10 protein-coding genes are annotated in these 12340 nt (G+C 59.6%); 2 read left to right on the forward strand and 8 right to left on the reverse strand.

Annotated elements, in window-relative coordinates; all coding sequences use genetic code 11:
* The first annotated feature begins 25 nt into the window (after positions 1 to 25).
* The gene (locus GJA_RS14820) at positions 26 to 496 is read left to right on the forward strand and encodes a YhbY family RNA-binding protein (protein WP_038493467.1); all 471 of its coding nucleotides are present in this window, start codon (positions 26 to 28) and stop codon (positions 494 to 496) included.
* 75 nt (positions 497 to 571) lie between these two features.
* Here GJA_RS14820 and GJA_RS14825 read toward each other — a convergent pair whose 3' ends face one another.
* The 6 genes from GJA_RS14825 to GJA_RS14850 form a co-directional block, all read right to left on the reverse strand.
* A complete protein-coding gene (locus GJA_RS14825) occupies positions 572 to 1021 on the reverse strand; it encodes a DUF4149 domain-containing protein (RefSeq protein WP_038493469.1) in 450 nt (149 codons plus the stop codon).
* A complete protein-coding gene (greA, locus tag GJA_RS14830; RefSeq protein WP_038493472.1) occupies positions 1021 to 1497 on the reverse strand; it encodes a transcription elongation factor GreA in 477 nt (158 codons plus the stop codon). Before greA ends, GJA_RS14825 begins: the two co-directional genes overlap by 1 nt.
* A gap of 163 nt (positions 1498 to 1660) precedes the next feature.
* On the reverse strand, positions 1661 to 4891 hold the full coding sequence (gene carB / locus GJA_RS14835; RefSeq protein ID WP_038493475.1) for a carbamoyl-phosphate synthase large subunit: 3231 nt from the start codon (positions 4889 to 4891) through the stop codon (positions 1661 to 1663).
* Entirely contained in the window at positions 4884 to 6062 is a 1179-nt protein-coding gene (gene carA / locus GJA_RS14840) for a glutamine-hydrolyzing carbamoyl-phosphate synthase small subunit (protein WP_038493478.1), read from the reverse strand. Before carA ends, carB begins: the two co-directional genes overlap by 8 nt.
* A gap of 329 nt (positions 6063 to 6391) precedes the next feature.
* Positions 6392 to 6796 (reverse strand): GlcG/HbpS family heme-binding protein, encoded by a 405-nt coding sequence (locus GJA_RS14845; RefSeq protein WP_038493493.1) that lies wholly within the window; start codon positions 6794 to 6796, stop codon positions 6392 to 6394.
* A 54-nt stretch (positions 6797 to 6850) separates the two neighbouring features.
* Positions 6851 to 7771 carry a patatin-like phospholipase family protein gene (locus GJA_RS14850; protein WP_038493496.1) on the reverse strand — a complete coding sequence of 307 codons (921 nt, stop codon included), beginning with the start codon at positions 7769 to 7771 and terminating at the stop codon, positions 6851 to 6853.
* A gap of 559 nt (positions 7772 to 8330) precedes the next feature.
* Between GJA_RS14850 and leuA the strand changes: the two genes are divergently transcribed.
* The gene (leuA, locus tag GJA_RS14855; RefSeq protein WP_038493499.1) at positions 8331 to 10028 is read left to right on the forward strand and encodes a 2-isopropylmalate synthase; all 1698 of its coding nucleotides are present in this window, start codon (positions 8331 to 8333) and stop codon (positions 10026 to 10028) included.
* Positions 10029 to 10042: 14 nt separating this feature from the next.
* Here the strand turns inward: leuA and egtB are convergent, their stop codons facing one another.
* Together egtB and egtD are read right to left on the reverse strand one after the other, a co-directional pair.
* A complete protein-coding gene (egtB, locus tag GJA_RS14860) occupies positions 10043 to 11260 on the reverse strand; it encodes an ergothioneine biosynthesis protein EgtB (protein WP_038493502.1) in 1218 nt (405 codons plus the stop codon).
* 9 nt (positions 11261 to 11269) lie between these two features.
* Positions 11270 to 12250: an L-histidine N(alpha)-methyltransferase gene (egtD, locus tag GJA_RS14865; RefSeq protein ID WP_051780918.1), complete on the reverse strand. Its 981-nt coding sequence runs from the start codon at positions 12248 to 12250 to the stop codon at positions 11270 to 11272.
* Positions 12251 to 12340: the final 90 nt, after the last annotated feature.

The raw sequence follows: 12340 nt of genomic DNA on the forward strand, positions 1-12340 counted from the left end.
TTTAAGGGAATTACTAAAAATTATTATGCTAAAACTTACACCCGTAGAGCGCAGCGCACTGCGCGCCGAAGCACACGCGCTGAAGCCTATCGTCATCATTGGCGAAGCGGGCTTGACACCTGCTGTACTCAAAGAAATCGACCTGGGCCTGGATTCGCATGGCTTGATTAAAGTTCGCGTGTTCGGCGACGACCGCGAAGCCCGCGTCGGGATGTACGAGACCATTTGCGGCAATCTCGGCGCCGCCCCGGTACAACATATAGGCAAACTGCTGGTAATCTACCGTCCGAAAAAAGAAGTGATTAAGGAACGTGTCAGCTCCGGCAAAGGCTTGCGCGAAGTCACGATCGTCAAGGCCAGCGCCAGTGGCACCAAGCGCCCTTCCGTGACCAAGGTCATGATCAAGGGCAATGAACGGGTGACCGAAGGCGGTTCCATCAAGCGCGCCAAGCCGCGTCAAAAGAGCGCCAAGAAAAGCGCGCTCGGCAGCAAGTAAGCACCCCTGAACCGGGGACCGGCCACGATTAACAGGCAAGAGATTGCTGCGTCATCGTGGTCGGTTCCCGGTTTTTTATTGCAGCTTCCAGATCAGCAAACCGGCCAGCAAGCTTTGTAGTAAATAAATCACACTGGAAATACCGTGCAACATGCCGAAACGGCTTTTGGCGGCGGATTCCATCACACCGCCCGGCCCGGCCGCGGCGCGCAAGTCCGCCATCAGCGGTTGCAGGCCGAAATGGCTGATCAATGTGCACAACAGCATCAGGAGCACCGTCACCAGCAGCAGGCGGCGCCGTTTTGCGTCGATTTGTTTCGCTGCCGACAACAAGCCCAGCAACAGCAGCCCGCACACGATAGCCAGCCACGCCTGGCGATGGAACATGGCGCCGGCGATGCTGCCCGCCAGCACCCGGTCGGAGAGGGTGACGAACAAGGTCGGCGCCACCAGATAGCCGACAGTCCACTGGCTGCCTGCCCACAGGGTGGCGATCAACAGGCGGATGCGGGCCGGGCTGTTCATCAGATGTACAGTACTTCCAGGATTTCGTATTCGCGCGGGCCGGACGGCGCTTGCACCTCGACCACATCGCCGGCGTATTTACCGATCAATGCACGTGCGATCGGCGACGTTACCGATACTTTATTCAATTTCAAGTCAGCCTCATCGAGGCCGACGATCTGGTACGTTACCTTGGCGCCCGATTCCAGGTCTTCCAGGTTGACGGTCGACGCGAACACCACGCGGCCTTCCGCGTCGAGGCTGGCCGGGTCGATGATTTGGGCCGCGCCCAGCTTGCCTTCCAGCTCGGCGATGCGGCCTTCGACAAACGCCTGGCGTTCCTTGGCCGCGTCGTATTCTGCATTTTCCGACAAGTCACCGTGCGAACGCGCCTCGGCGATCGCATCGATGACGATGCGGCGCTCTTTGGTCTTCAAATGATGCAGCTCTTCCTTCAAAAGTTCTGCGCCGAATTTGGTAAGTGGGACTGTGGTCATGTTTTCTCTGCTATCTGCTAAACGTAACCGGTGCAAGCCTCGGCGCGGCCCAACCGCAACCGCGCCCATGCAACCGGTCTAACAAGTGAAAACCACAGAGGCCGCGCGGTGTTTTGCGCGGGACTCTGTGGTTAAAAGGTACTACCTGATGTTGCCAATAGCCTTAGTGTAAGGTTTTATGCAGACCTTGTAAATCATACACACGCAACTCGTCCAGATGGCGGATGCCTTCGACCGCCGCTTCGGCGCCGGCGATGGTGGTATACGTCGTCACGCGCGCGGCCAGCGCCGAGGTGCGGATCGCCCGCGAATCGACGATGGCGCTGCGTTTTTCTTCGACGGTATTGACCACCAGCACGATCTCATGGTTCTTGATCATGTCGACCACGTGCGGACGGCCTTCGATGACCTTGTTCACCGGCGTGACCGGAATACCCGCTGCGGCGATGACCGCGGCGGTGCCCTTGCTGGCCACCAGCGAGAAGCCGGAATCGACCAGGTCGCGTGCCACCTGCACGGCGCGCGGCTTGTCGGATGCCTTGACGCTCAGGAACACTTTGCCGGACTTCGGCAAGTTGACGCCGGCGCCCAGTTGCGACTTGACGAACGCTTCGCCGAAGGTCGTGCCCACGCCCATCACTTCGCCGGTCGATTTCATTTCCGGTCCGAGGATGGTGTCGACGCCAGGGAATTTAACGAAGGGGAATACCGCTTCCTTGACGCTGAAGTATGGCGGCACCACTTCCCTGGTAATGCCTTGCGACGCCAGCGACTGGCCGACCATGCAGCGTGCGGCAATCTTGGCCAATTGCAAGCCGGTGGCTTTCGACACGAAAGGCACGGTCCGCGACGCGCGTGGATTGACTTCCAGCACATAGACTACGTCGCGCAACTGGCCTTCAACTTCCTGCTTCTGGATCGCAAACTGCACGTTCATCAAGCCGACCACATTCAAGCCCTTGGCCATCAGCGAAGTCTGGCGCTTCAATTCATCGATGGTTTCCGGCGACAGCGAGTACGGCGGCAGCGAGCAAGCCGAGTCGCCCGAGTGGACGCCGGCCTGTTCGATATGCTCCATCACGCCGCCGATGAAGGTGGTTTCACCGTCGGAAATGCAATCGACGTCGCACTCGATCGCGTCGTTCAGGAAGCGGTCCAGCAGCACTGGCGAATCGTGCGACACTTTGACCGCTTCGCGCATGTAACGCTCCAGGTCGCGCTGTTCGTGGACGATTTCCATCGCCCGGCCGCCCAGTACGTAGGAAGGACGCACCACCAGCGGATAACCGATTTCCTGTGCCAGTTGCAAGGCATCGGCTTCGGTGCGCGCGGTGCGGTTAGGCGGCTGGCGCAATTCCAGCTTGTGCAGCATTTGCTGGAAACGCTCGCGGTCTTCGGCGGCGTCGATCATGTCCGGCGACGTGCCGATGATCGGCACGCCGTTCGCCTCCAGGTCCAGCGCCAGTTTCAGCGGCGTCTGGCCGCCGTACTGGACGATCACGCCGACCGGTTTTTCGATGGCGACGATTTCCAGCACGTCTTCCAGCGTCAGCGATTCGAAATACAGGCGGTCCGAGGTGTCATAGTCGGTCGATACAGTTTCAGGGTTGCAATTGACCATGATGGTCTCGTAACCGTCTTCGCGCATCGCCAGCGCCGCGTGCACGCAGCAATAGTCGAATTCGATACCCTGGCCGATACGGTTCGGGCCACCGCCCAGCACCATGATCTTTTTCTTGTCGGTCGGGTTCGATTCGCATTCTTCGTCATAGGTCGAATACATGTACGCGGTGTCGGTCGAGAATTCGGCCGCGCAGGTATCGACGCGCTTGTAGACGGGACGGATGTTCAAGGCATGGCGCTGCTGGCGCACGGCCGTATCGGTGGTTTGCAGCAAGAAACCCAGGCGACGGTCGGAAAAACCTTTTTGCTTCAACTTGTACAGCGTGGTCTTGTCCAGACTTTCCAGCTTCTGGGTGTCCAGCCACAGTTCCAGGTCGACGATTTCCTTGATCTGGATCAGGAACCACGGGTCGATCTTGGTCAACTGGTGCACTTCTTCCAAAGTGAAACCTTGGGCAAACGCATCGCCGACGTACCAGATGCGCTCAGGACCAGGCTCGCCCAGTTCTTCTTCGATCTTTTCGCGGTCCTTGGTTTTTTCATTCATGCCGTCGACGCCGACTTCCAGGCCGCGCAACGCTTTCTGGAACGATTCCTGGAAGGTGCGGCCGATCGCCATCACCTCGCCGACCGATTTCATCTGGGTGGTCAGATGGTGGTCGGCGGTCGGGAATTTCTCGAACGTGAAACGTGGAATCTTGGTGACCACGTAGTCGATCGACGGTTCGAACGAGGCCGGGGTCGCGCCGCCGGTGATTTCGTTGCGCAATTCGTCCAGGGTGAAACCCACGGCCAGCTTGGCCGCGATCTTGGCGATCGGGAAGCCGGTGGCTTTCGACGCCAGCGCCGACGAACGCGACACGCGCGGATTCATTTCGATGACGATCATGCGGCCATCGACCGGGTTGATCGAGAATTGCACGTTGGAACCGCCGGTGTCGACGCCGATCTCGCGCAGCACCGCCAGCGAGGCATTGCGCATGATCTGGTATTCCTTGTCGGTCAGCGTTTGCGCCGGCGCCACGGTGATCGAGTCGCCGGTATGCACGCCCATCGGGTCCAGGTTTTCGATCGAGCAAATGATGATGCAGTTGTCCGCCTTGTCGCGCACCACTTCCATCTCGTACTCTTTCCAGCCCAGCAGCGATTCTTCGATCAGCAGCTCTTTGGTCGGCGAGGCTTCCAGGCCGCGCTTGCAGATGGTTTCGAATTCTTCTTCGTTGTAGGCGATGCCGCCGCCGCTGCCGCCCATGGTGAACGATGGGCGGATAATGGTCGGGAAACCCACTTCGCGCTGCACCGCCCACGACTCTTCCATCGAGTGCGCCACGCCGGAACGGGCCGAACCGAGGCCGATCCTGGTCATCGCGTCCTTGAATTTCGAACGGTCTTCGGCCTTGTCGATGGCTTCAGGCGACGCGCCGATCAGCTCGACATTGTATTTCGCCAGCACGCCATTGTTGTGCAAGTCCAGCGCGCAGTTCAGCGCGGTCTGGCCGCCCATGGTCGGCAAGATCGCGTCCGGACGTTCCTTGGCGATGATGCGCTCGACTACCGACCAGGTGATCGGTTCGATGTAGGTGACGTCGGCCATTTCCGGGTCGGTCATGATGGTCGCAGGGTTGCTGTTGACCAGAATGACTTTATAACCCTCTTCGCGCAGGGCCTTGCACGCTTGCGCGCCGGAATAGTCGAATTCGCAGGCCTGGCCGATCACGATCGGGCCGGCGCCAATAATCAGAATACTTTTAATATCTAAACGTTTAGGCATTTTTCTTTTTCTCCTCCGCAGCCATCAAGTTGATGAAGCGGTCAAACAGGTAAGCAACATCCATCGGGCCAGGCGACGCTTCAGGGTGGCCCTGGAAGCAGAACGCCGGCTTGTCCGTGCGGGCAAAGCCTTGCAGGGAACCGTCGAACAGCGATTCGTGGGTGACCCGGCAATTGGCTGGCAAGGTCGCCGCATCCACCGCGAAACCGTGGTTTTGCGACGTGATCAGCACTTGTTTCGTGTCCAGGTCTTGCACCGGATGGTTGGCGCCGTGGTGGCCGAATTTCATTTTCAGCGTCTTGGCGCCGGAAGCGAGCGCCATGATCTGGTGGCCGAGGCAAATGCCGAACACTGGAATGCCGCGTTCGATCAATTCCTTGGTCGCTGCAATCGCGTAATCGCATGGTTCCGGATCGCCGGGACCATTTGACAGGAAGATGCCGTCCGGATTCAAGGCCAGCGCATCGGCGGCCGATGCCTGGGCCGGCAATACGGTGACTTTGCAACCGCGCGCGGTCAGCATGCGCAAGATATTGCGCTTGACGCCATAGTCGAACGCCACCACGTGGTATTTCGCGTCAGCATCTTCCAGCTTGCCGTAACCTTCACCGAGTTTCCACTCGGTTTCGCGGTATTCATACGCCGCCTTGGCCGACACCACCTTGGCCAGGTCCATGCCGGACAGGCCGGGGAAGGAACGCGCCAACTCCACCGCTTGCGCGGCGGATGGCTCATTGCCTTGCGTACCGACCAGGATGGCGCCGCTTTGCGCACCTTTTTCGCGCAGGATGCGGGTCAGCTTGCGCGTGTCGATGCCGGCGATGGCCACCACGTTTTCAGCTTTGAGGTAATCGGACAGGGACTGGGTGGAACGGAAATTGGATGCCAGCAAAGGCAGATCGCGGATGATGAGGCCGGCGGCGTGGACTTTGGAAGATTCAACGTCTTCCGGGTTGACGCCGGTATTGCCGATATGCGGATACGTCAGCGTGACCATCTGGCGGCAATAACTTGGGTCGGTGAGGATTTCCTGATAACCGGTCATCGAGGTATTGAATACCACCTCGCCAGTCGTATGACCGGGGGCACCGATGGAAAAACCTTTAAAGATCGTTCCATCAGCAAGCGCTAGAATGGCTGGAACGGCAGGGCCAGAAAAAAATGGCGGCAAGGGCAACTCCTGATAAAGTTACCGTAGCTGCGCCACGTCAGACCGACCGTCAGACAACCCGAGCAGGTGCGCTCACGGGCAGTTGACGATCATTTTGAATGAGGGGATGGGTAGTCGCTACGGTATATGTGTGATTGGCTAAACCTTTGAATTATAACCAAAAGGAAGCTTTTCGGCAAGGACGAAAAAGCGGAAGGGGGGCGAAAATTTTGCTCTTGCGCAGCTGATATGCCGCGCCGTACAACAGCGTTAACATTGATGCAAAAGAAATGCCGCCGGACTGGCGTCGGGCGGCATCGGTATGACTTGCACTACGATATCAAGGCATTTCAGCCCAGCGCGGCGATCCCCGCCTTGGCGATTTGCGCATCTTCCGCCGATTTGACGCCGGATACGCCAACCGCGCCGACACAATGGCCGTCGACAATAATCGGCACGCCGCCTTCCAGCAAGCCATCGATTTCAGGCGCGCTGAGGAACGATACGCGGCCGCCATTGATCATTTCTTCGTAGATCCGCGATTCGCGGCGGCCCAGCGCGGCGGTCTTGGCCTTGGCCGGCGCGATGTGCGCGCTGATCGGCGCCACGCCGTCCAGGCGTTGCAGCCACAGCAAGTGACCGCCATCGTCGACGATCGAAATAGTCACCGCCCATTTGTTGGCAACAGCTTCCGCTTCAGCGGCGGCCGCGATTTTTTTAATGTCTTCCAGCGTCAAGATTGGTTTCGATTGCATCATGCATCCTTATTAGATTGAATGTGAATTGTACGACAGCAACATGCCTCTCGCCTATGGCGCCGGCGCTTCGCGCCTGGCCTTCAATTTTTCCTTGATTTGCGCCATCACGGCAAAGGTCGCCTGCTCGCCCGCCAGGATCGCCTGGTTGCGGCTGTTGAAATCGTTGCCCTTCATGGTGCCCAGGCTCGGCTGTATCACCACGTCGGCGTCCTTCAGCTCGAACTGATTGATGCGCTGGCCCATGATGGCGAAGGTTTGCATGATCACTTCCATCGAGCTGATGGCTTTTTGCGCTTCCGTTTGCGACGAAATATTGACCGCGATAATAAAATCGGCGCCCATCTCGCGCGCGGCGCGCACCGGCACCGGTGCCACCAGCCCGCCATCGACATAGGTACGGCCGGCGATCGTCACCGGCTGGAACACGCCCGGCACCGACGACGACGCGCGCACCGCCATGCCGGTATTGCCACGTTGGAACAGGATCGCCTGGCCATTCTTCAAATCGGTGGCGACCACCCCGAATGGGATTTTCAGTTTTTCCAGCGGCACATTGTTGACCGCCTTATTCATATAGCTTTGCAGCGCCTCGCCCTTCAGCACGCCGGACGATTTGCCGAACAGCGGCATGGCCCAGTCGGAAATCGCCGCTTCATCCATGTCGAAGGCCATCTTTTGCAAGGCGAAGCCGGAATTACCCGCCGCATACAGCGCGCCGACCACGCTGCCGGCGCTGGTGCCGGTAACGATATCGGCATCGATGCCTTGCGATTCAAGCGCCTTGATCACGCCGATATGCGCGAAGCCGCGCGCCGCGCCGCCGCCCAGCGCCAAGCCGATCCTGATCTTGCGCGGCACCGGCGCCGGCAGTACCGCGGGCGTCAGGACAGGCGTGATTTTGGGCGCGGTGGCTTCGCAGCCGGCCAGCACGAAGGCTGCGATGGCAATCAGGGAAAGGCGTTTTGGGTGCATGGTGTCGTAACGATGGGAGAATCTGCGCAAAATAGCGACGCCGATTGTAACGTACTTGTGCACGAGCCTGGTGCATTGCGCCACCGCAATCCAAGTCTGCCCCGCCAACGGCGATGAGAGGCACGCCGGCCTCCCATACGAGCCCATGAACCGGCTTCATCAATTACTTTCCAGAAATACCCTTGACAAGCAGTCGCCCGATCCCTTACATTAAAGCCATGTCCTCCTTCCAACATCCAACCTCTTCCCTGCTGTCGCTATCGCGACTACTAGCACGCGCATAAATTTGCCGCAGTGTTACGCCAGCCATACGCCGGCGCGTTTTAAACCTCAGGAAGGTTATCCGATGTTTGCACCATCCCGTTTCGATCACCTTATTCACGTTATGGCCATGCGCACCGGCGCACGTCCTGGCTGCGTCCGCGCTTGCGCCCGCCTGTCGCCGCTACTGCTATCGCTAATGACCGGTTGCCTGGCCTAGCGTAACGTGGCCGCCCGGCAGCCTGTCGCCACACTCTTCGCTTTACCGATTTCCACCTCATTTCAGGAGTACCCGATCATGATGTTGCAAAACCCAGCTTCCAAATACCGCGCCTTTCCACCTGTGCAATTGAGCGACCGCCAGTGGCCGAACAACATCATCAGCAAACCGCCGATCTGGATGAGCACCGATTTGCGCGACGGCAATCAGTCGCTGATCGAACCGATGAGCGCGGAAAAGAAACTGCGCTTTTTCGAGATGCTGATCCAGATCGGCTTGAAGGAAATCGAAGTAGGCTTCCCTTCGGCGTCGCAAACCGATTTTGACTTCGTGCGCAAGCTGGTCGAGGAAAACCGCATTCCGGACGATGTCACCATCATCGTGCTGACACAGTCGCGTGAAGAATTGATACGCCGCACGGTCGACTCGGTGGTCGGCGCCAAGCGCGCCATCATCCACTTGTATAACTCGGTGGCGCCGGTGTTCCGCAAGGTGGTGTTCGGCATGTCGCGCGAGGAAATCACGCAAATCGCCACCACCGGCACCACGCTGGTCAAGCAACTGGTGGCGCAGCATCCGGAAACCGAATGGGGTTTCGAATACACGCCGGAATCGTTTTCGACCACCGAACTGGATTTCTCCAAACACATCTGCGACGCCGTCAGCGCGATCTGGAAGCCGACTCCGGCCAACAAGATGATCATCAACTTGCCGTCGACCGTGGAATGCAGCACGCCGAACGTATATGCCGACCAGATCGAATGGATGTCGCGCAAGCTGGCGCGACGCGACTCCATCATCATCAGCGTGCACCCGCACAATGACCGCGGCACCGCGATCGCCTCCGCCGAACTGGCCGTGATGGCCGGCGCCGACCGCGTCGAAGGCTGCCTGTTCGGCAATGGCGAACGCACCGGCAACGTCGACCTGGTGACACTGGCGATGAATTTGTATACCCAGGGCGTGCATCCGGGCCTGGATTTTTCGGATATCGACACGGTCCGTAAATGCGTCGAGGAATGCAACCAGTTGCCGGTCCATCCGCGCCACCCGTACGCCGGCGACCTGGTGTTCACCGCGTTCTCCGGTTCGCATCAAGATGCCATCAAGAAAGGTTTTGCCAAACAGCAAGCAAACTCGATCTGGGAAGTGCCTTACCTGCCGATCGATCCGGCCGACCTGGGCCGCAGCTACGATGCGGTGATCCGCGTCAACAGCCAGTCCGGCAAGGGCGGCATGGCGTATTTGCTGGAACAGGAATACGGCCTGGTGTTGCCGCGTCGCTTGCAAATCGAATTCTCGCGCGCCGTGCAGGCGGTCGCCGATGAAACCGGACGTGAAATCGCCGCCAAGGATATTCATGAGATTTTCGCCAAGGAATATTTAGAACAGACTATTCCTTACGCCTACGGTTCGCACCGCATGGTGGAAGACACCAGCAGCGACGAATCGGTACAGATCGACATCAGCCTGACCCACCGCCAGTCGCCGCTGGCGCTGCAAGGCGGCGGCAATGGCCCGATCGACGCCTTCGTCAACGCGCTGGGACTGGATATCAAGCTGATGGATTACCATGAGCACTCGATCGGCACGGGCGCCAATGCACAGGCGGCCTGCTACGTCGAATTGCGCCTGGACAATGGTCCGACGCTGTTCGGCGCGGCCATCGACAGCAATATCGTCACCGCCTCGTTCAAGGCGGTGCTGAGCGCGGTCAACCGCCAGTTGAAAATCAATCAGAACACCGGCACCACAACGGCCCAGGTCGCGGCTTAAGCAGCGACCTCGGTTCAGCGCGCCAGCCGTATCCCTGAAAACTGCCAGCGTGCGCCGGCCGGAAAGAAATTCCGGTAACTGGCGCGCGCATGGCCGGCCGGCGTGACGCACGACGAACCGCGCAGCACATACTGGTTCAGCATGAACTTGCCGTTGTATTCCCCCAATGCCCCCGGCGCCGTGCGGTAGCCGGGATACGGCCCATAACTGCTGCTGGTCCATTGCCAGCAAGTACCAAACATTTGTTGCAACCCACTCGATGGCTGCGCAGCGGACGGATGCAATTGCCCGCAATCGATGGCCAGTCCCTGCGCCGCGCATTCCCATTCCGCCTCGGTTGGCAGCCGCGCGCCGGCCCAGTGGGCGTAGGCGTCCGCTTCGAATAGCGACAGATGGGTGGCCGGCCGCTGCAAGTCCAGCGGCAACAAGCCGAACAGCGTGAATTCCAGCCATTGCCCCTGCTCATCCTGTTGCCAGTACAGCGGACACGTCAGCCGCTGGCTGCGCACCCAGTCCCAGCCCTCGGCCAGCCACAGTCCGGCATCCTGGTATCCGCCAGCCTGGATGAAGGCCAGGTATTCGCCGTTGCTGACCAGGCGCGCCGCCAGAGAGAATGGCGCCACGTATTGCGGGTGGCGTGGCAATTCATTGTCGAAGCAAAAGCCGTCGCCATGGTAGCCGATCTCGGCCAGGCCGCCGTCGAAGGGCAGCCATTGCAGCGCCGGGGCGGTGGCCGCCACATCAAAAGGCACATCGAAATAGGCTGGAAACAAAGCGCTTTGCGCCAGCAAATGCTTGACGTCGGTCAGCAGCAGTTCTTGATGCTGCTGTTCATGTTCCAGGCCCAGCGCCAGCAGCAGCGTCAATTGCTTGCGCCGCTGCAGCGGCAAATTACTGGACAGCAAACGTCCGATGCGGGCATCGACATCGGCGCGGTAGGCGCGCACCTGTTCCATGCCGGGCCGGGTCAGCAAGCCGCGTTGCGTGCGCGGGTGTTTTTCGCCGATGCCGTTGTAATAAGAATTGAACAAGACCCGGAACGCCGGATGGAAAGGCGTGAAATCCGTCTCCATCGTTTCCAGAATAAACGTTTCGAAAAACCAGGTGGTGTGCGCCAGATGCCATTTGACCGGGCTGGCGTCGGGCATCGACTGGGCGCCGCAATCCTCGTCGCTCAACGGCTCGGCCAGCGCCAGCGAACGCTGGCGCACAGTGTGGTAATGAGTATCCATAAGTGATCGTTAATCGCGGTTGACGCGGGCGTGGATGACGGCGAACCACTGCTGCGTATCGGTCCACATGTTGTTGGCAGAAAAGCCCGCCTGTTCCAGCAAGCTGACAAAACCTTCCCTGCTATATTTATAACTGTCTTCGGTATGAATCCGCTCGCCCCGTTCGAAACGCCGCCGCCCGCCCTGCCAGTTGACGGTCAGGCTGCTGCGCGCTTCGAGGTGCATTTCAACCCGGCTCTGCGCGGCGTTGAAAAAGCCGTGGTGCGCCCACTGGCGCACGTCGAAGTCGGCGCCGATCAGCTGGTTCACATGGCGCAGCAGGTTCAGGTTGAAGGCGGCGGTGACGCCCAGCGCATCGTCGTAGGCGTCGTCGAGGATGGCGCTGTCCTTGATCAGGTCGACGCCGATCAGCAAGCCGCCGTCCGGCCCGGAATTGGCCCGCAGGCGGCGCAGGAAATCCACCGCCTGTTGCGGCGCAAAATTGCCGATCGATGAACCAGGATAAAAGAACACCCGTTGCGCGGCGCGCACAGTGCCGGGCAAGTCGAGCCGGCTGGAAAAATCCAGCCCCAGCCCGGTCATTTCAATGTGCGGAAAGCGTTGCTGCAAACGGCTCAACGATTCCCTGAGGAAATCGTAGGAAATATCGACCGCCACGTATTGCGCCGGATGCAACAAGGGAAACAGGCTGGCGGCCTTGGCGCAATTGCCGGCCCCCAGGTCGATCAGCGTGCTGCCCGGCCCGACCGCGCGGGCGATCTCGGCGCCGTATTGCGCGAAGATGCCCGCCTCGGTGCGCGTCGGATAGTATTCCGGCAATTCGCAAATGGCTTCGAACAGCTTGGAGCCGAGCGCGTCATATAAATACTTGGGCGACGTGCTGGCGTTGAGGGCCGTCAAACCGGCGCCGATTTCGGTGAAATCGGAGACTGGCTGGCCGGCATCCGGCCCATGCTGAGAGAGTGGCGCAGGAGAGAGTGGCGTAGTCATGGCTGGCAGTCGATGGCTCGCAATGGTGGGTAGGTAACCGCCATGCGGCAATCCAGCAGCTTGCCGCACCACTTGGCATGGTCCAGGTCG

Origin of the sequence: Janthinobacterium agaricidamnosum NBRC 102515 = DSM 9628 (assembly GCF_000723165.1) — a bacterium.
GTDB classification, from domain to species: domain Bacteria; phylum Pseudomonadota; class Gammaproteobacteria; order Burkholderiales; family Burkholderiaceae_D; genus Janthinobacterium; species Janthinobacterium agaricidamnosum.

Bases quoted from the DNA above. Each gene is read 5' to 3' on its own strand.
- GJA_RS14845 (WP_038493493.1), bottom strand. From the start codon at position 6,796: ATGCAATCGAAACCAATCTTGACGCTGGAAGACATTAAAAAAATCGCG.
- GJA_RS14850 (WP_038493496.1), bottom strand. From the start codon at position 7,771: ATGCACCCAAAACGCCTTTCCCTGATTGCCATCGCAGCCTTCGTGCTG.
- carB (WP_038493475.1), bottom strand. From the start codon at position 4,891: ATGCCTAAACGTTTAGATATTAAAAGTATTCTGATTATTGGCGCCGGC.
- GJA_RS14820 (WP_038493467.1), top strand. From the start codon at position 26: ATGCTAAAACTTACACCCGTAGAGCGCAGCGCACTGCGCGCCGAAGCA.
- egtB (WP_038493502.1), bottom strand. From the start codon at position 11,260: ATGGATACTCATTACCACACTGTGCGCCAGCGTTCGCTGGCGCTGGCC.
- greA (WP_038493472.1), bottom strand. From the start codon at position 1,497: ATGACCACAGTCCCACTTACCAAATTCGGCGCAGAACTTTTGAAGGAA.
- egtD (WP_051780918.1), bottom strand. From the start codon at position 12,250: ATGACTACGCCACTCTCTCCTGCGCCACTCTCTCAGCATGGGCCGGAT.
- leuA (WP_038493499.1), top strand. From the start codon at position 8,331: ATGATGTTGCAAAACCCAGCTTCCAAATACCGCGCCTTTCCACCTGTG.
- GJA_RS14825 (WP_038493469.1), bottom strand. From the start codon at position 1,021: ATGAACAGCCCGGCCCGCATCCGCCTGTTGATCGCCACCCTGTGGGCA.